The organism is Streptomyces sp. Z423-1 (genome assembly GCF_013009255.1).
GTDB classification, from domain to species: domain Bacteria; phylum Actinomycetota; class Actinomycetes; order Streptomycetales; family Streptomycetaceae; genus Streptomyces; species Streptomyces gossypiisoli.
In genome coordinates, this window is sequence record NZ_CP053109.1 from 1,337,405 (window position 1) to 1,354,670 (window position 17,266).

At 69.9% G+C, this 17,266-nt stretch carries 20 protein-coding genes and 2 pseudogenes; 13 read left to right on the forward strand and 9 right to left on the reverse strand.

Translation table 11 applies throughout. The features are described from left to right. Nucleotides 1-24 precede the first annotated feature (24 nt). The 3 genes from HJD23_RS06200 to HJD23_RS06210 all read right to left on the reverse strand — a co-directional run bounded on the left by HJD23_RS06200 (nt 25) and on the right by HJD23_RS06210 (nt 1,909). A complete protein-coding gene (locus tag HJD23_RS06200) occupies nt 25-954 on the reverse strand; it encodes a M56 family metallopeptidase (protein WP_171117058.1) in 930 nt (309 codons plus the stop codon). A gap of 5 nt (nt 955-959) precedes the next feature. Then, nucleotides 960-1,364, reverse strand: a complete 405-nt coding sequence (locus HJD23_RS06205) for a BlaI/MecI/CopY family transcriptional regulator (protein ID WP_171117061.1) — start codon at nt 1,362-1,364, stop codon at nt 960-962. A gap of 134 nt (nt 1,365-1,498) precedes the next feature. Continuing rightward, a complete protein-coding gene (locus HJD23_RS06210; RefSeq protein ID WP_171117062.1) occupies nt 1,499-1,909 on the reverse strand; it encodes a BlaI/MecI/CopY family transcriptional regulator in 411 nt (136 codons plus the stop codon). Nucleotides 1,910-2,187: 278 nt separating this feature from the next. On the opposite strand from HJD23_RS06210, the gene HJD23_RS06215 reads away from it, so the two are divergent. The 7 genes and pseudogenes from HJD23_RS06215 to HJD23_RS43475 form a co-directional block, all read left to right on the forward strand. Further along, a complete protein-coding gene (locus tag HJD23_RS06215) occupies nt 2,188-3,513 on the forward strand; it encodes an LCP family protein (RefSeq protein ID WP_171119085.1) in 1,326 nt (441 codons plus the stop codon). A 114-nt stretch (nt 3,514-3,627) separates the two neighbouring features. Then, nucleotides 3,628-4,239, forward strand: coding sequence for a TerD family protein (locus tag HJD23_RS06220; RefSeq protein ID WP_171119087.1), 612 nt, complete (start codon nt 3,628-3,630; stop codon nt 4,237-4,239). A 141-nt stretch (nt 4,240-4,380) separates the two neighbouring features. Continuing rightward, nucleotides 4,381-5,097, forward strand: coding sequence for a hypothetical protein (locus HJD23_RS06225; RefSeq protein WP_180686811.1), 717 nt, complete (start codon nt 4,381-4,383; stop codon nt 5,095-5,097). 173 nt (nt 5,098-5,270) lie between these two features. Further along, entirely contained in the window at nt 5,271-5,849 is a 579-nt protein-coding gene (locus HJD23_RS06230; RefSeq protein WP_171117064.1) for a TerD family protein, read from the forward strand. A gap of 39 nt (nt 5,850-5,888) precedes the next feature. Next, the gene (gene tatA / locus HJD23_RS06235; RefSeq protein WP_171117066.1) at nt 5,889-6,158 is read left to right on the forward strand and encodes a Sec-independent protein translocase subunit TatA; all 270 of its coding nucleotides are present in this window, start codon (nt 5,889-5,891) and stop codon (nt 6,156-6,158) included. 95 nt (nt 6,159-6,253) lie between these two features. Continuing rightward, nucleotides 6,254-6,520: a GlsB/YeaQ/YmgE family stress response membrane protein gene (locus HJD23_RS06240; protein WP_171117068.1), complete on the forward strand. Its 267-nt coding sequence runs from the start codon at nt 6,254-6,256 to the stop codon at nt 6,518-6,520. A gap of 791 nt (nt 6,521-7,311) precedes the next feature. After that, nucleotides 7,312-7,584: pseudogene (locus HJD23_RS43475) on the forward strand (MFS transporter); the annotation flags it as partial. A gap of 185 nt (nt 7,585-7,769) precedes the next feature. Here the strand turns inward: HJD23_RS43475 and HJD23_RS06250 are convergent. The 6 genes from HJD23_RS06250 to HJD23_RS06275 form a co-directional block, all read right to left on the reverse strand. Continuing rightward, the gene (locus HJD23_RS06250) at nt 7,770-8,267 is read right to left on the reverse strand and encodes a hypothetical protein (protein ID WP_240980641.1); all 498 of its coding nucleotides are present in this window, start codon (nt 8,265-8,267) and stop codon (nt 7,770-7,772) included. Nucleotide 8,268: 1 nt separating this feature from the next. Beyond that, complete coding sequence (locus HJD23_RS43480) at nt 8,269-8,472, reverse strand: hypothetical protein (protein ID WP_232108051.1); 204 nt, start codon at nt 8,470-8,472, stop codon at nt 8,269-8,271. A gap of 168 nt (nt 8,473-8,640) precedes the next feature. Beyond that, the gene (locus HJD23_RS06260) at nt 8,641-9,525 is read right to left on the reverse strand and encodes an IS3 family transposase (protein WP_171133995.1); all 885 of its coding nucleotides are present in this window, start codon (nt 9,523-9,525) and stop codon (nt 8,641-8,643) included. A gap of 25 nt (nt 9,526-9,550) precedes the next feature. Further along, the gene (locus HJD23_RS06265; RefSeq protein WP_232107521.1) at nt 9,551-10,135 is read right to left on the reverse strand and encodes a transposase; all 585 of its coding nucleotides are present in this window, start codon (nt 10,133-10,135) and stop codon (nt 9,551-9,553) included. Between the two features lie 85 nt (nt 10,136-10,220). After that, complete coding sequence (locus HJD23_RS06270; protein ID WP_171133996.1) at nt 10,221-11,039, reverse strand: IS5 family transposase; 819 nt, start codon at nt 11,037-11,039, stop codon at nt 10,221-10,223. A gap of 23 nt (nt 11,040-11,062) precedes the next feature. Continuing rightward, complete coding sequence (locus HJD23_RS06275; RefSeq protein WP_232107900.1) at nt 11,063-11,566, reverse strand: IS110 family transposase; 504 nt, start codon at nt 11,564-11,566, stop codon at nt 11,063-11,065. An 884-nt stretch (nt 11,567-12,450) separates the two neighbouring features. Between HJD23_RS06275 and nhaA the strand changes: the two genes are divergently transcribed. From nhaA to HJD23_RS06300, 6 genes and pseudogenes are all read left to right on the forward strand, one after another. After that, nucleotides 12,451-13,770 carry a Na+/H+ antiporter NhaA gene (nhaA, locus tag HJD23_RS06280; protein WP_171117902.1) on the forward strand — a complete coding sequence of 440 codons (1,320 nt, stop codon included), beginning with the start codon at nt 12,451-12,453 and terminating at the stop codon, nt 13,768-13,770. A gap of 1,472 nt (nt 13,771-15,242) precedes the next feature. Next, nucleotides 15,243-15,782: a DUF5994 family protein gene (locus tag HJD23_RS06285; RefSeq protein WP_171117904.1), complete on the forward strand. Its 540-nt coding sequence runs from the start codon at nt 15,243-15,245 to the stop codon at nt 15,780-15,782. 24 nt (nt 15,783-15,806) lie between these two features. Beyond that, entirely contained in the window at nt 15,807-16,031 is a 225-nt protein-coding gene (locus tag HJD23_RS06290; protein ID WP_171117906.1) for a hypothetical protein, read from the forward strand. A 104-nt stretch (nt 16,032-16,135) separates the two neighbouring features. After that, nucleotides 16,136-16,395, forward strand: a pseudogene (locus HJD23_RS43485) (hypothetical protein). Between the two features lie 83 nt (nt 16,396-16,478). Then, on the forward strand, nt 16,479-16,751 hold the full coding sequence (locus HJD23_RS06295; protein ID WP_171117908.1) for a hypothetical protein: 273 nt from the start codon (nt 16,479-16,481) through the stop codon (nt 16,749-16,751). 318 nt (nt 16,752-17,069) lie between these two features. Next, nucleotides 17,070-17,237, forward strand: a complete 168-nt coding sequence (locus tag HJD23_RS06300) for a hypothetical protein (RefSeq protein ID WP_171117910.1) — start codon at nt 17,070-17,072, stop codon at nt 17,235-17,237. Nucleotides 17,238-17,266: the final 29 nt, after the last annotated feature.

Genomic DNA, 17,266 nt, shown 5'->3' on the forward strand with positions numbered 1-17,266 from the left:
TTCGCCGTGTATCGCGGGGCCCGGCTACATCGGGGTGGCCGCGTGCAGGATGAGGAACAGCGTGACGGCCGAGTTCGCCGAGGACAGTGCCGATACGGTGGTGCCCGCGGCGGCTGTCCAGGCGGCCAGGCCCACCGTGGTGAACACCGGCGGGCAGATCCGTCCGGTGGGAGCTGGTCCGAGTAGGGCGGCGACCCGGCGCGGCACCGGACCGGGGGCCGCGAAGTGCGCGAGCGTGGCGATGGGCGCGCCCCGGGAGATCAGCGCGGACTTGCCGATCGCCAGGGCCACGGTGCGCCGGCTGCCCACCGCGGTGGCCGCCTCCTCGTCCGCCCACCGCTCGGCGCAGTACGTGACGGCGCTCCGCAGCGGCCGCAGGAATGGGTTGGCCCGTGCGGCGAGCTGCACGGTGAGCAGGAACCGGTGGTGGCGGCGGGCCAGATGCACGCGCTCGTGGGCGAACAGCGCCCGCCGCTCGGCCGAACCGAGCCCGGCCAGCATCCCGGTGGTGACCACGATCCGGTTCCGCCTGCCGGGCAGCGCGTAGGCGTACGGCAGGTCGTCGGGCAGCACCGCCACCGGCGTGGCCGGCAGGCCCGAAAGGGCGCTCTCGGCCCGGCGGCGTACGCGGTGATGGCGCCACGCCGTCCGGGTACAGGCGGCGATCACTGCGATCAGGGCGGGGATGGCGGCCTTGCCCGCAATCTCGTCGTACGGGACGGCCTCGCGGACCTCCGGGTCCGACCAGCCATCGGGCAGCGGGTTGCCGGGCAGCTGCGCGGTGCCGACCACCATCAGCAGGGCCAGGCACAGGGTGCTGCACAGCGCGAGCACCCCGGCGACGGCCGACAGCAGCCAGGTCGCCGCCCTGGGGTGCAGATGCTGTTCGGCGAGGCGGGCGATGGGCCAGGCCGTTAACGGCAGCACCAGCGGCAGGAATACGAAGACCCCCATGGCGGTTAGTCTTCCCCCTCCTCGGAGCCCTGGGCCAGCAGATCGCGCAGCACCTGTTCATCCCCCGGCGTCAGGCTGGTCAGGAAGCGGGCCAGGACCGCCTCGCGGTCGGTCTCGGCGTCCAGGACCCTCCGCATCCGCAAAGCGGCCAGCCCGGCCTCGTCGGCGATCGCGGTCCACTCGAACGAGCGGCCCGCCCGCCGGCGGGCGACCGCGCCCTTGGCGTGCAGCCGGGTCAGGATGGTCATCACGGTGGTGTAGGCGAGAGTGCCGCCGAGGCGCTCCTGGACCCAGCCCGCGGTGACCGCCCCAGGAGCCTGGTGCAGCGCGGCGAGCACCTGCGTCTCCAGCTCGCCCTGGCCGCGCCGGCGCCGGGACTGCTCGATACCGCCCCTGTTCTGGTCCGTCATACCGTCGACCCTCCCGCCTGCCGGCCCCGCCTGCCGCTGTCATCGTACTGAGCCCGTCGCCCGCACAACCGACGTTGTTTCCACGATGTCCACTTCCGCGAGCTGTGCAAGGGGCCCCGCCTTGGCGGGCGGGCTCAGCAACTGCCCGCACCCGCGCTGGTGGTGATGTCGAGTCCGAGCTGCAGCAACCGTTCGTCGTCCGGGGGGAGTTCAGCGATGAACTGGCTGAGCACGGCGCCCCGGTCGCTCTCCTGGTCGAGGATCTGGTGCATGCGCCGGGCGGCCAGCCCCGCTGCGTCGAAGACAGCCCTCCAGACATAGGAGCGCCCGTCGCGGCGGCGCACCACGGCCTGCTTGGCGTGCAGCCTCGTCAGCGTGGTCACCACCGTGGTGTAGGCGAGAGAGGGGTCGATCTGCTCGCGCACCCAGCCGGCCGTCACCGGCCCCGGCGCGCTGCCCAGGACGGCCAGCACACTGGCCTCCAGCTCGCCCGGCCCTCTGCGGGGGCGCCCACGCAGCGGCGGCCCACCATGCTTCTCATCCACCTGCCACTCCCTCTCCGTCGCTGCCGGACACGAGGCAATGAAGCATGCCCTCGCATATGTTCACGACGCCCTCCGCCCCAACCATCTTCTACGCCGTTGTAGATTCTTGACCCCGCCGGCACGGAAGTAGGTAGCCGCCGCGCGGCATCACGACACAGCGCAGCGAACCGCCGCACCGGGCGGCACAGGGAGGCGGACACGTGGACAGACAGCCTGGCGCATCCCGCGAACGTCGCGGGCCGGTCCGGTCCCGAGGGCACCGGCGCACCAAGACCGGGCTGACCCGGCGCGGGAGGATCCTGGCCCTCACCGGGGCCACCCTGGGCGTACTGCTCGTCGTCGCGGGCGCAGGCGGCTACTGGCTGTACCAGCGCCTGGACGGCAACATCCAGGCCGCCGGTATCGACAACAAGATCGGCGGGGGCCGTCCGGCCAACCTCAGCCCCGGCGCGATGAACGTCCTGGTGGTCGGCTCGGACAGCCGCGACGGCGACAACGCAGGGTACGGCAAGGGCCTGACCACCATGCAGTCGGACACCCTGATGGTGCTGCACATCGCCGCGAACCGGGAATGGGCCGCCGTGGTCTCCCTGCCCCGCGACTCCTGGGTGCAGATACCCGCTTGTGACCGCGGGAACGGCACCACCTCCGCGCCGCACCACTTCAAGATCAATGAGGCGTTCGCGATCGGCGGCGCCACGGGCGACATCGGCGGCGCTGCCGCCTGCACCATCAGGACCATCGAGCAGAACACCGGGCTGCGCATCGACCACTTCCTCTCGGTCGACTTCCAGGGCTTCAAGGGCATGGTCGACGCGCTGGACGGCATCGAGGTCTGCCCGAAACAGGCGATCCGCGACCCCAAGGCCCACCTGGACCTGGAGGCGGGCTGCCAGACGGTCCAGGGCGAGCAGGCCCTCGGCTATGTCCGCACCCGCTACAGCCTCGGCGACGGCTCCGACATCGGGCGCATCGGGCGCCAGCAGGAATTCATGCAGGCCCTGGCCGCCAAAGCCCAGGACAAGCTGACCAGCCCCGGCGACCTGTACTCCTTCCTGGACTCGGCGACCAAGTCACTGACCACCGACGAGACCCTGGCCGGGATCGCACCCCTGACCAGCCTCGCCTCCAGCCTCCAGGGCATACCCGAGGACCGGCTGACCTTCCTGACTGTCCCCAATTACCCGCGCGAACTGGACGTCCCCACCGACAAGGCCAACATCGCCTGGCAGTACCCCCAGGCACAGACCCTCTTCATCGCCCTCGCCAAAGACCAGGAGGTTGACAAGGACGAACTGACCGCCGCCAGGCCGGTCTCGGCCCGCACGATCACCGTCCAGGTCCTCAACGGCACCGGCACGCCCGGCCAGGCCGCCACCGTGGCCAAGGAGCTGCGCGCGGCCGGCTACACGGTCACCGGAACCGGCAACGCGCCCACGCCGGCGAAGGAAACCACCGTGACCTACCCGTCCAGCCTCGAAGAACAGGCGAAGGCCCTGGCCGCCCGGCTCAGGATCCCCGCCACCCCCAGGCAGGACCCGCAGGCCGCACCCGGTGCGGTGACCCTCACCATCGGCCCCGGCTACCCCGGACTGCGCGGCTGACCGCCCGGCATCACCGCGCTCCATATCCGATTGCGGCATGGACGGCCCTGACAACCCCCCAGCAACTTCTACAGTGCTGTAGATTTCGTGTTCAGTCACTCAGCGGCCGGGCCCCTGCGCCCGGCCGTCGGACACGGAAAGGGATGCGACAGGGGTGTGAGCCTCTCCAAGGGCGGCAATGTCTCGCTGAGCAAGGAGGCGCCGGGCCTGACCGCCGTCCTGGTCGGCCTCGGGTGGGACGTCCGCACGACTACGGGCACCGACTACGACCTCGATGCCTCCGCGCTGCTGGTCAACGAGTCCGGCAAGGTGCTTTCCGACCAGCACTTCGTCTTCTTCAACAACCTGAAGAGCCCCGACGGATCGGTGGAGCACACCGGCGACAACCTCACCGGCGAAGGAGAGGGTGACGACGAGGTCATCAAGGTCAACCTGACCACCGTCCCCACCGACGTCGCCCGGATCGTCTTCCCCGTCTCCATCCACGACGCCGCCAACCGCGGCCAGAGCTTCGGCCAGGTGCGAGGCGCCTACATTCGCGTCGTCAACCAGTCCGGCGGTGCCGAGATCGCCCGCTACGACCTGTCCGAGGACGCCGCGACCGAGACCGCGATGGTCTTCGGGGAGCTGTACCGCAACGGCGCGGAGTGGAAGTTCCGCGCGGTCGGCCAAGGCTACGCCTCCGGCCTGGCGGGCATCGCCGCCGACTTCGGCGTCAACGTCTGACCACCACCACGCGTCTGCGGGCGGGCCGGACCGTACGTCCGCCCCGCCCGCGACGAGCACGTCCGCTGCCACATGCCCGCCAGCGGGCCGCGCCGCCAAAACGCCGGCCCCGGCCCGCACTCCACGATCGGGGGGACCTTCATGAACAAGCCTGGCCGCCTCGAAGCCGTCGACCAAGCAGACTTCGAACACACGCTGCACGCCGCGCTGGGTGCCCCTGACATCCGCGAGACCCTGCAGCAGCCGACCGCGCAGGTCACCGCCGAGCAACTGCGCGCCCGGGCGCTGACCGCGGCCGACACCATCGCCGCCGAAGCCGCCACCGAGTACGCCACCCTCCTGCGGCTAAGGCTGCGGACCGTGGCCGACCCGGCCCCCACCGGCCGGCCCCGCCAGCCCGCGCCCGCGACCGCCGGGAACGGGATGCTGGCGGCACTGGCCGTACTCACGCCAGTCCTGTCCGCCGCGGCAGCGGCCATCTTCCTTCTCCTCGGCTACGGGCTCCAGCTGGCCGGCGCCCAGCAGCCCCTCGCCATCGCGCTGATCCGGACCGGCTGGGCCGCCGGGGCCGTGGCAGTGCTCGCCGCCGCGGCAGCGGGCACCGCACTCGTGATCACCGCAGCCCGGCACCGCGCCACATCCCGTCACCCGCAACCGGATACCGCCTCCCTCGCCCAGGCCCACGCGGCGTGGCGCCAGGCCCTGCTGGAGCGCGGACTTCTCCCATTCCTGCGCCGCGAGCTGCACCAGCCTCCCACCCCCGCGCTGCACCCCGCCCCGCCGCCCGCACAGCGCAACACGAGCCCCGGATACAGCAGCCCGGACTTCACCGGCCCCTCTCTCCCCTCCCGGGACTGACCCCCGCTCCCACGGGCGGGCGCAGGCCGAACGGGTGCCGCCGGACCATGCCCTACCCGGCGGGCCGGGCGGGCCCCTGCCCACAGCTTCTACAGTGCTGTAGATTCGTGCGGGCTGCCCCAATGTACCGCTGGGGCAGGGCACTTCGGTCCCCGAGTACCAGGAGGAAACCGGTGACAGTCACGCTGACCAAGGGCCAGCAGATCAGCCTGGAGAAGACCGGCGGTCAACCGCTGAGCGTCGTACGGATGGGCCTGGGCTGGCAGGCCGCCCCGCGCAAGGGTTTCCTCGCCAAGCTGACCGCTCGCGAGATCGACCTCGACGCCTCCGCGGTGCTCTTCGCCGGCAACGAGCCGATCGACGTCGTCTTCTTCCAGCACCTGATCAGCGATGACGGTTCGGTCCGCCACACCGGCGACAACCGGGTCGGCGGCGCCGGTGCGGGCGACGACGAGTCGATCCTCGTGGACCTGCTGCGCCTGCCCGCCAACGTCGACCAGATCGTCTTCACCGTCAACTCCTTCACCGGGCAGACCTTCGCCGAGGTGCAGAACGCCTTCTGCCGCCTCATCGACGCGAACACCGGCCAGGAACTGGCCCGCTACACCCTCTCCGGTGGCGGCTCCTACACCGCCCAGATCATGGCCAAGGTCCACCGCTCCGGCGGCACCTGGAACATGTCCGCCATTGGGGAACCGGCCACCGGCCGCACCTTCCAGGACCTGATGCCCGCCATCGCCAGCCACCTCTAGCCACCCTGCCGCCCGCTACCGGGGAGAAGACGGACACCCATGTTCGGCATCAGCGAACTTGCCATCATCCTCATCGTCGTCATATTGATCTTCGGCGCCAAGAAGCTCCCCGAACTCGCCCGTTCCATGGGCAAGTCGGCCCGCATCCTCAAGAGCGAGGCCAAGGCGATGAAGTCCGACCAGACGCCGCCGACCACAGCGGAGGCGGCCTCGGACGAGGCCGCCTCCGCGCGCATCATCCGGGCCGCACCCGGCGACGCAACCGGTCGTCCCGCAGCTCAGCCGGGCAACGACACACCGCGGACGTGACCAGCCCGCAACTGAAGCCGGCTCCGAGGATGTCCCTCCCCGTACAGACCCGCCGGTCCGCCACCGTCAGCCGAACCGGAGAGCAGCGTCACGTCATGGGCATCATCAGCTGGATCGTTCTCGGACTCCTGGCCGGAGCCATCGCCAAGATCCTCCTGCCCGGACGCGACCCGGGCGGCCTCATCGGCACCACCCTCATCGGCATCGCCGGAGCCTTCACCGGCGGCTGGCTCTCCGCCAAGTTCCTCGACCGGCCCATACAGAACCAGTTCTTCGACCTCACCACCTGGGGCGCGGCCATCGGCGGCTCCCTGGTCCTGCTGATCGCCTACCGCCTCCTCTTCGGCAATTCCCGCGACTGACGCCCGGCCAGGAGTCTCCTGGCCGGCGAGGCGGTCCGACTCCGTGGCGTACGCCCGGCAGCCGGGTCTTACCCCAGCAAGCCCAATCTGGTCGGCCCGCGCCTGGGCGGCCTCGACCGACCTGGTCGACGCGCGGCACCACGCCGAGCCCGTCGGCCAGCGACCGCACACGGGTTCAACGAAGGGGGGCGCGTCGACCTCGTGTCGCTGGCCCCGGCACTCGGTGCACAGACCCAACAGGTCTTACTGCCCTGCGAACCGGAGCTCCTGATACAGCTCGGGAAGATCTCGCTCCGCGGCAGCCGGGCCAGCTTGTACGCCGCGCGCCTAGCCGACGCCTAGCCGAGGACGTTGCGGAACAACGGCTGGCGCTCTGCCCGCGCTGCTCGGCGGCGCGGTCCGCATCCGGGGAGCCGTGTCCTTGGTAGCGGACGCACTGTACGCGAAGACCCGGTTGGCCATGCTCGCCGTCAGCCAGATACGGAGTGCTCGGGACGGCCGGACGAGGTCGCGCACGGGAGCGCACTCGCCCGTCAACGGCTGATGACCAAGCAGTCGGCCCGTCGCGGGCGCAGTGTGCGAACGACGTCGGATGGCCTGCCAACACTGGGTAAGTGGTGACAGCGACTCTCAAAGGGCAAGATCGTGAGATAGAGGTGCCATGTCTCCCAAGTGAGACAGTCGAGAACACCCAGGTCGCCACGCCGGAACGGGACATTCCGAATGCGGGCCTACAACATCCTTGCGCGTGCCGACCACTTGAGCCCGGGCGAGGGCGGCCGAGGATCCCGCTTCTGATCCTGCTCGCCGTCCTGGCCGGAGTCGTCCGAGGCAACCTCACTCTCCTCCGGGCCACCGCCGTGACCGACCGCTGGGGCACCACCCACTACGGCAGCCCCTCCGCCATCCTCGCGGCCCTCGCCACCATCGCGAGCGCCCTCGCCCCGTTCGCTGCCGCAGCCCTCGCCGGACCACTCGGCGGATATCCGCACCTCTTCGTGCTGCTCGCCGCTGTGTCGGCAGCCGCCGCTCTCCTCGCGCTCGCTACCCGTCCGCGTCGCTGATCCTGCTATCGGCCCTGCGTGCTGGGGGACAGGAGCGTTCGGGATCGCCTTGGACAAGGTGCGCGCCCTTATTCCAAGGCGAGGAGATCACTCGGCAACGCGGGGGCGGGGTGCCCGGCAGTCTTCGCCGCGCGCCCCGCCCCAAGCGTCGCAAGCTACGCAGGCACCGAGGCCAGAGGAGGCAGTCAGCTACACGATCCGTGCGGCGGACTCGCTCTGTGACTGTTCGGCAGGGCCCGGACATTCGACGGCACGGCCAAGGCGTCGCGAAGCCGCTCGATCTCCATCCGCTGGGCGGCGATCTGCGAGAGAGCCCGCTCCCTGAAGTCGGTGAGGCCGCCGATCTGCTCGTCACGCGCGGCAAGGCGCTCCTTCAGCGCGGAGACCTGTTCTTTGAGGCGCTCGATCTGTGCAGCGCGCGGGTCCGGGGTCACGCCCGTTCCCCGGAGCTCGGCCAGCTGGCGTTCGAACTCCTCCGCCAGGTGTTGGTAGGGGCCAGGCCGCGGCGAGCCGTCGCGATTCTTCTTGGGATAGAAACCGGTGCGGGCGACCCCGGCCTGGGCCGCGAGGGTTTTGATGTCGCACTTGCCGCCCGGGGGAACTTCACCGGCAAGGAGCCGGTCCATGACGTGCCGAATGGCCGCCTCGTTGTCCCGCCGGGTCTCGTAGCTGATACGGGCCACGTCATGCCCCCGTTCCGCAGAGGGCGTCGATCTCGGCCAGCACCCGTTCATCGCGGGCGAGTTCCGTACCCAGCCGGGCCTTCTCTGTCCGCTGCGCGCGCCCGATGGTGGCGATGAAGACCTTCTTGCTCTCGGCGCTGGCCGCCCACACCGGGCGGTGCCCGGCATGGTGGGTGGCCTGGGGGCACCGCGCCGAATCGCACATGCCGATCAATGGCTCTGTCGCCCCGCGGGCGTGAGCCCCTGCGAGCTTGAGGCACAGCGCCTTTGACGGATCGAGGAACCAGCAGTAGTTCGCCGGCCCCAGGTGCAGGGCCGTGGCCCGCTTGGCGAGCAGGTTTGAAGTTTCCCCGTGATCTCGGACACGTGATCGTTACGCCGCAAGGGCGTGCTGGTGTCGCTGCCTGGTCTCGGCCGGGGTGAGGTAGCCGAAGATTTTGTGCTTGCGCAGACGGCGGCGGTTGTAGAAGGTCTCGATGAAGGTGAAGACCTCGGCGCGGGCGGTCGCCCGGTCGGGCCAGGTCCGGGTGCCGATCTCCTCCTTCAGGAGGGCCCAGAAGCTCTCCGCGGCGGCATTGTCGAAACATGACCCAGTCCGCCCGCAACTCTGCCGGAGTCCCAACTCCTCTATCCGGTAACGGAATTGGGACGAGGTATACTCGCTGCCGCGATCGCTGTGGATCACACATCCCGGCTCCAGGTTCCCCGGCCATGTGCCATGTCCAGGGCGTCGACGACGAGGTCGGCTCGGTGGTGATCGGCCATGGCAGCCGACGACCTCGCGGGTGGCCAGGTCCAGCCAGCAGGCGAGGTAGAGCCAGCCCTCGGCGGTGGGCAGGTAGGTGATGTCGCCGACCAGCTTGATCCCGGGACGCTCGGCGTGGAAGTCACGGCCGATCAGGTCCGGGGCCGGCTTCGCCTTCGCATCCGGCCGGGTCAGCGAGCGGCGCTTGCGCCGTGTGACGCCGCGTATGTCGCGCTCGCGCATCACGCGGGCGACACGCTTGCGGTTCACCCGCTGCCCCAGGCGTCGCAGTTCAGCGTGAATGCGCGGGACACCGTAGGTATGGCGGGAGGCGATGTGCAGCACCGTGATCTCATGCCCGAGCGCGTCGTTCGCGGCCTCCCGGGCGCGGCGGGCCGCCTCGCCATCACACCACGCGTAGTACGACGAGCGGGCGACCTTCAGCACCCGGCACAGCAGAACGACCGGGTAGTTCGCCTTCTCCGTGTGGATGAACCGGTACAGCTCGCTCACCGGTCGTTCTCCTTCACGACAGCCCCTATGAGCGGGGTGCTGGTTGTAGCTGTTTGACCAGGTGGAAGACCTCGCGGGCCGCGTAGCGTTTGAGGCAACGGACGATTTCGCGCCGGGTCTTGCCCTCCTTGATCCGGCGCTCGTAGTAGTCCTGAGTGCGCGGGTCGACCCGCAGACGGGTGAACACGATGCGGTGGAGCGCGGCGTTGGCCTGACGGTCGCCGCCGCGGTTGAGCCGACGGTAGTTTCGCCGTCCCGAGGAACGCTCGACCGGGCTGACTCCGCACAGCGCGGCGAACGACGCCTCACTGTCCAGCCGCTCCGGGTTGTCCCCCATCGTGATCAGCAGAGCGACCGCCGTGTCCGGACCGATCCCCACGACGTCGAGCAACTGCGGGGCGTGCCGTTCCACAAGCCGGCCAAGACGAGCCTCCACATCCCGAATCTCCTCGGAGAGCCGGCCGATCCGGTGAGCCAGCAGGCCCAGCGTGATCCGGGTGGCCTGCACCACCGACTCGGCGCCGACCTCCTCGCGCCCACGCGCATCGGTGAACTGCATGCAGGTACGGAAGAGTTCGGCATTGCCCAGTCCGGCCAGTTCCTCCCGCAAGACGGGATCGGCAGTGACGAGGACGGCCTTGAGCTGGTTGATGGCCTGCGTGCGGGCTTTGACGGCCGACGCCTTAGGGGTCCTTTCAGAAAGCCGGATGCTTGCGGGCGAGGGTCATGCAGTGTGCGAGCTGAAGGAAGGCGTCATGCATGTCGTCTCGGGTTTCCCAGCGGGTCCGTAAGCGGCGAGGGCCGTGGAGCCAGGCGATGGCGGACTCGGCAACCCATCGCGCACGGCCCAGGCCCGAGCCGTGTGGCTGTCCGCGCCGGGCGATCTTCGGGACGATGCCGCGCTCGCGTAGACGGCGGCGGTAGCTGTCGTGGTCGTAGCCACGGTCGGCATACAGCGCGCGGGGCTTGCGCCGGGGCCGGCCCCGCTTGCCCCGCACCGGCGGCACGCCGTCGACCAGCGGCAGGAGCTGCGTGATGTCGTTGCGGTGTCCGCCGGTGTGCGATACCCGCAGCGGGGTGCCGTGCGCGTCGGTCAGCACGTGGTGCTTCGAGCCCGGCCGTGCACGGTCAACCGGACTCGGGCCGACTTTTGGGCTGCTTCGCCCCCGCTTGGCCGGCACGTGCGAGGCGTCAACGGTGACGCGGGAGAAGTCCAGGCGGTCCGCCGCCCGCAGCCGGTCCAGCAGCACCCGCTGGAGTTTCTCCCACACTCCGGCCTCCTGCCATTCGGCCAGCCGACGCCAGCAGGTAGGACCCGAGCCGAACCCCAACTCCTGCGGCAAGTACTCCCATTGGATACCGGTGTACAGGACGAACAGCACGCCCTGGAGCGTCTTGCGGTCATCGATGCGCTTGCGCCCCGGGTACCGGAACCGCCGCTCATGCTTCGGCAGCAGCGGCTCGATCACCGCCCACAGTTCGTCGCTGACCTCCCACGGCTTCCGCCGCGTCATGGTCACCCCCACAAAGCACGGGATCACGTCCATGTCCACCGTGCCACAAGAAGATCTTTCTGCAAGGACCCCTTAGTGAGTTTGTACATTCTCGCGATCTGCACCGGTCCGTCGCCCGTTTTGGCCCGGGCACGGGCCCGCCCGCTCAACACGGCTCGCGCCGCGTTCTGGGCATCGAGCGGATCCGACTTGCCACGCCGACGACGATCCGCACGGTCCATCCGATTCACGTCAAACACGTCCACGCCCTGGGCCAGAAGATAGCGGGACAACGACGCTCCGTAAGAGCCGGTCCCCTCCACTCCGGCCCGCCTCACGGTTCCCCACTTCCTGGCGCGCTTCAGCAGATCACGGGAGCCGGCCGCGGTGGCCGGGAACTCATCGGTGGCAAGGACTGCCCCCGATACGGAGAGCACTGCAGCCACGTGGACATCCCGATGCGTATCCACTCCCAGCACCACCTCCCCCGCAGGGCGGCGACGGGTTCGCGGAGCCGACGACGTACTGGGCACGGTCGAACTGGACATGCCCGTTCCGTTCCCCCCTTCCGGTGCGATGACGTGTCGCGTTGCCGGTACCGGGCCGCGTCAGACGGTCAGAATCGTGAGGACGCCACAACAATCGGCAGGCCCCTATCGGGACACACCCCGCCAGCCCGGCACCGACAACGCACCATCCCCGGCCAACGGCCGACACCGTGTGATCGAGACACTTCGGTCAGAGAAATCATGAGTCAGACCACGGACCCGGGACAGCACCCATCCATCCTCCCGCTCCCTATCCCTCTACCGCTCAGGAACCGTAGGACATGCTCAATCCCCTTCACGCAACACCCCAAACCGGATCCCGGCCGAGCACAACAGGACACAAAGGCAAGCAGTGCGATCAGGGGTAGCGACCTGGGCGCCGACCTCGCCGTCTACCTCACCGATGGCCTCGAGCTGGTCGTCCAGCCTGGCCTGGCACTGGCCCTGGATCAGTCACATCACCGCCGACCTCAACCGACTCGCCCAACTGGCGGACCACAGCCGACCGACGGATCCCCCGTCCCTTCGACGGCGCCTCAACACCCGGAGCAGTGGAACCCGGCGCCACCGGAGGCGGCACTCGGGCCAAGGTCCTGCCCAGCCTCAGCGCACGACGGGGTCGGCAGGAAGAAGATCGACTACGACCAGTTCTCCGATCCCCTCAACTCCGTGACGGTTGCCTGGATGACCCGGGTGCGGACGCGCCGACGACAGCCCCGGTGCCGCCTCGCGCAGTCCCCTGGTGGTCCCGCACCACGGGCGGCTGCGGGCGGGCTACGGTGGATGAGATGTTACGAATGAGCCATAAAGGCGCGATCACACCGGAACGTCCGGTCGGCATGGGAGGGCTCCGTGCCTATGCCCGTTGCCCGGAGGTCCCCCCGATGCCTGCTGCCCCGCGCGAGCCTTCGGTCTTCCTCGGACTGCTGCCCTGGCCGGAACGCGTACAGGTGGCCCGGGCCCTGCGAACGGAGACGGTCGGCGGCCTGGTGCTGCTGATCGCCGCCCTGGTGGCGCTGGTGTGGGCGAACACGCCGTGGCGCGGGAGCTACGAGGCGCTGCGCGACGTCCACTTCGGGATAGCGGCACTCGGGCTGGATCTGTCGGTGCAGCACTGGACCGCCGACGGGCTGCTCACCGTCTTCTTCCTGGTCGCGGGGATCGAGCTCAAACGCGAACTCGTGGCCGGCCAGCTGCGCACCTCGGCCACCGCGGTCCTGCCGGTGGTCGCCGCGGTGTGCGGCATGGTGGTGCCCGCGGCGATCTACCTTGCCACGGCCGCTGCCGGTGGCGGCCGTGCCGGCGGCTGGGCGGTGCCGATGGCGACCGACATCGCCTTCGCACTCGCGGTCCTCGCTGTGCTCAGCACCCACCTGCCGACCGCGTTGCGGGCCTTCCTGCTCACCCTGGCGGTCGTCGACGACCTGGGCGCCATCCTGGTCATCGCGTTGTTCTTCACCAGCCGCCTGAACCCGGCAGCCCTCGGAGGGGCCGTCGGCGGGCTGGTCGTCTTCTACCTGCTGCAACGGTTCAGGGTGCGCGGATGGTGGTGGTACGTGCCCTTGGCCGTGGTCATCTGGGCGCTGATGTACAACGGCGGGGTGCACGCCACCGTGGCCGGGGTGGCGATGGGACTGATCCTTCGCTGCGCCCGCGACCAGGGCACGGGGGAGAATGCCTCGCCCGGGGAGCGCACCGAGCACCTGCTGCGTCCGGTATCAGCCGGTGTCGCCGTCCCCCTGTTCGCCCTGTTGGCCGCCGGGGTGAGCATCTCCGTTCCCGTGCTGGGCCAGGTGTTCACCCGTCCCGAGCCGCTGGGCGTGGTGCTTGGCCTGGTTGTCGGCAAGGCCGTGGGGATCTTCGCGGGAACCTACCTCGCCGCCCGGTACACCCGGGCCCGGCTCAACCCCGACCTGGCCTGGGCCGATGTCTTCGCCCTCGCGGTTCTCGCCGGAATCGGGTTCACCGTCGCCCTGCTCATCGGCGAGGTGGCCTTCGCCGACCCGGCTGACACCGAGCGGATCAAGGCCGCCGTACTGGTCGGCTCACTGCTCGCCGCCGGCATCGCCGCCCTGCTGGTCAAACGGCGTAACAGCATCTACCGCAGGCTGTGGGAGGCGGAGCACCTCGACGAGGACGCCGACGGCATCCCCGACATCTACCAGCGCGGCACGGGCCCGATCCGTGCCCGGCGCCGCCGGTGACAGCTGAGGACCGACAGCCCGACGCAGGAGACGGGCCACACCCGGTGACCGTAGACGCACACCGGCCACCGGCGCGCGCCTGCGCGGCTGATGGCCGACGAGGAAGGCGACTGGCGACGTCACCGACGCCCGAAGCGCGGAGGGGGCGTGGGAGACGGACGGCGGGGCCTGGGCACCACCGCCGCACTCCCGCCACCGAGCGCGACGGCCCTTGCCCTCGGGCCGAGGGAGTCGAGGCTACGGAGACCGCTCACCATGGCAGCGATACTCGCCATGACCGCGGCCCGGTCGCAGTGAGCCGGAACCGCCCTGATCCGCCGACTCAGGACTCGCAGTGAGAAACGGCTCGCGGACCTGCGCCACAACGACGCCATGCCGGGGATTGGCCGCCGGAGCCGCGGGGAGCGCCACCGTGATGCCCGTCAGGGAAGGAGCAGCCCGGGTTGCCGGTCCTTCACGGCTGCGTGAGCGTAGGTAATCGGACAGCGAGGAGAGTGACAGGGAACAGGAAGGCGGAATGGCCGGTGTACTGCGGCGACTGGCGCGGCCCGTGTGGCAGGGCGCCGGGGGCTGACCACGCCGTTACTGCCTGACGACTTTCTGGCGGTCGTCGATCCCCTGTGGTCGGCCAGGTGGCCGGCGGGCCGGGTGGAGGTGGTCCGGGCGGAGACGGCGGACGCGACGACGCTCGTGGTGCGGGTGGGGCGCGGCTGGTCGGGGCATCGCGCGGCGGGGCAGTACGTGCCGGTGGGAGTGGGCCTCGACGGCGATCACGACCCCACCGGACGGCTCCGGGCGTTTCGCAATCACCGTGCGGGCGGTCCCGCACGGGCGGGTGTCCCCGCACCTCGCCCACCGGGTCCGGCCCGGGGAAACGCTGGGGGAAACGCTGCGCCTCGGTCCCGTCCAGGGGAATTTCGTGCTGCCCTGCCCACCGCCCGCGCGCCTGCTGTTCCTGACCGGCGGTATCGGCATCACTCCCGTGGTGGCCATGCTGCGCGCCCACACCCGCCGGGAAGGGCCACACCCGGGCCCACGGCCTGGCGGTCCGGCGCCGGGCGGTCACCCGGGGCCCTCCGTCTCCGGTTGCGCCCCTCCTTCTGGTCCATCCGCTGCGGGACGGGGGTGGCGCGCTGCCTGGCGTGCGACGGCCGGCAGGAGCCCGGGCGCGCGAGGGATGTCGGATTCGGTCATGGTGTGTCCACCTGTCTGCGGGATTCGGTGTCGCCGCCGAACGCGGGATCTCGTCCTCTCACCGTAAGTCGTACGCCGCCGCACCGGCTGCGCTCGTCGGCGGTGCCGGACTCGTTTCCTCTCAGTAAAATGCCTGCTCACGAGGACGTCCCGGGGCCTTGGAGCGGCGTAGAGTGAAACGACCGGGAGTACTTCGCACACCGGCCGCCACGTCGGTGTCATTTCCGGCGAGCAACAACACCGGCCTCCAGGAGGAGGCCCGGGGACAGGTCCGTGTCATGACCGCGACCATCGAACCTACGATCATCAAAGAGCACCTGCCTTCGGCGTCGGCCAGGCTGTCCCTGGCCCCGACCGGCTCAGGTCCAGGTCTCCTGGACGGTGCCTGGTGGCCCCGCTCCCGTGATCTCCTCCGGGAGATACTTAGTCTGACGAACGCGCTGGACGCGTGCTGGGGCCGGATCACCCACGTCACCGTGAACCCGGCCCACTGGCCCGTCATCCCGCGCAAGGTCCCCGTCACGGGGCACACGGTGCATGTCGGCTGGTTCGCCGACGAGCAGGACCCCAACAAAGTGATCCTCCTCTCCTACACGGTGGGCCGCCTGGACCTGCTGGTGATCCCTCCGGAGACGGAGCCGGCCGCCGCCGCCCGGCTGATGGCAGCAGCAACCGTTCCGGGAGGTATCCGTACGGCCAGCGGTCTGATGGCAGACGAGGCCATGAGCCACGACGCGGCGGAGACTCGGGGCCGGGAAGAGGAATGGGAGACCGACGGCGGAGCCGCTTCGGCGGCCGCAGCCGCGTCGAGGTCTTGAGTTCCGCCCTGTAGGGGTGAGGATGTGGAGACAGCCGTCACCGTCGCCGTGATCATCTTCGTCATCATCGTGGGAATGTTCCTGATCCACCGGCTCACCGCGCAGCATGACGAAAGGATCGAGGCGTTCCGCTACAGCGACGCCGTACCGGGAATCGGTCGGCGGAAGCGTAAGAGCCCACATGCGACCGCGCCGAGGGGTTCTCCTGCCGACGCCACCCGCCGTGAGCGTCGAGACGGGAGCCGCTGATGACGCAGACCGCTTCCAGCCGGGGGTGGGTATGGGGCGACGGCCGTCACACCCACCGGCACGCCGCCCTGATGCACACCGTCGTGAATGAGCAGGGGATCGCCATGAAGTCACCGGAACTGCCGTCGGCCGGGCACGCGGAGGTTCGTATCGTCGCCGCTGACCCGGAGGCGCTCGCCATGTCGCGGAGATTCTTCGCCGTTGTTACGCCGCCACCGAAGCGCGCAGCTGGCCGGCTGGCGCCGACGGCGGAACACGCCTCCACCTCACCGTGGACACCACGCGCATGCCAGAGCCGGTGCGCTCCTGGCTGTTGACCAGCCAGTCCTCCCGGGACGATCACACACAGCCGGACGAAATCTGAGGAGATGACCGTCAGCGGGGGAAGGAGGATACCGCCCCAGACGTACGGGTTTCCGTCGGTGCCCACACGAGAGGCAGGCGACCATGGCGACACTGCACGAGCGGCAGCACTACCGCGAGGCGATCATGAAGACCCTGTACGAGGCCATGGAAGGCAATCGCCTCCTCGGCCTCACCGGGGCGCAGCTGCGCGAGGATCTCGCCATGCCCGAGGAGGACCTGGCCGCCGCCTGCACCTACCTGGCGGCCGAGGGGCTGATCCAGGTCGACTGGGCGCGAGGAAACACACCCGCGATGGTCACACTGACGCACAAGGGGATCCAGCTCATGGAGACCGAAGAGAAGGACAGTGACTGACACGGCCCAGGCCGCCCGCAGGGCTCCGGCCGGTCACATGACGGCCATGTCCTCCCATATGACTGAAATGGCGTGTCTGTCCTACCCTGGTGAGTGGGTCGGCGCACGCTCACGTGCAATGACCCGGAAGGGCGGCCCCGGTGTGTATACGCCGGGGCCGTTGCGTCACCGGCATGCCACAGGGAGAAGGTGTGATCCACTCGGCCGACCTCCATGAGTGACGCAACTGCGACGTTGTCGAACCGAAGGGCCGAGAGATGCGCCGTCTACGTGGACGGCGGACAGTGACTGGCCCGCCGCTGATGCCGGGAGGCTGACGTGGTGCTGTTTCTTCTGCTGCTCATCGTGGCGGTTGCGCTCGGCGTCATCGGGGCGCTCGGCAGGGACACGCTCTACCTGCTGATCATCGGGGTGATGGTGCTCATCGCCGACCTTGTCCTTCTCAGAACGCGGATGGGGCGCCGCCGCAGGCCCCGCGTCCGGTAAGGCGGTCCGACCGGCCACCCAACCCGCCC

Excerpts from the sequence above, each read along its gene's own strand:
- HJD23_RS06200 (WP_171117058.1), bottom strand. The coding sequence starts at position 954 with ATGGGGGTCTTCGTATTCCTGCCGCTGGTGCTGCCGTTAACGGCCTGG.
- HJD23_RS06205 (WP_171117061.1), bottom strand. The coding sequence starts at position 1,364 with ATGACGGACCAGAACAGGGGCGGTATCGAGCAGTCCCGGCGCCGGCGC.
- HJD23_RS06225 (WP_180686811.1), top strand. The coding sequence starts at position 4,381 with ATGAACAAGCCTGGCCGCCTCGAAGCCGTCGACCAAGCAGACTTCGAA.
- tatA (WP_171117066.1), top strand. The coding sequence starts at position 5,889 with ATGTTCGGCATCAGCGAACTTGCCATCATCCTCATCGTCGTCATATTG.
- HJD23_RS06240 (WP_171117068.1), top strand. The coding sequence starts at position 6,254 with ATGGGCATCATCAGCTGGATCGTTCTCGGACTCCTGGCCGGAGCCATC.
- HJD23_RS43480 (WP_232108051.1), bottom strand. The coding sequence starts at position 8,472 with ATGTGCGATTCGGCGCGGTGCCCCCAGGCCACCCACCATGCCGGGCAC.
- HJD23_RS06270 (WP_171133996.1), bottom strand. The coding sequence starts at position 11,039 with ATGACGCGGCGGAAGCCGTGGGAGGTCAGCGACGAACTGTGGGCGGTG.
- HJD23_RS06275 (WP_232107900.1), bottom strand. The coding sequence starts at position 11,566 with ATGTCCAGTTCGACCGTGCCCAGTACGTCGTCGGCTCCGCGAACCCGT.
- nhaA (WP_171117902.1), top strand. The coding sequence starts at position 12,451 with ATGCCTGCTGCCCCGCGCGAGCCTTCGGTCTTCCTCGGACTGCTGCCC.
- HJD23_RS06285 (WP_171117904.1), top strand. The coding sequence starts at position 15,243 with ATGACCGCGACCATCGAACCTACGATCATCAAAGAGCACCTGCCTTCG.
- HJD23_RS06295 (WP_171117908.1), top strand. The coding sequence starts at position 16,479 with ATGGCGACACTGCACGAGCGGCAGCACTACCGCGAGGCGATCATGAAG.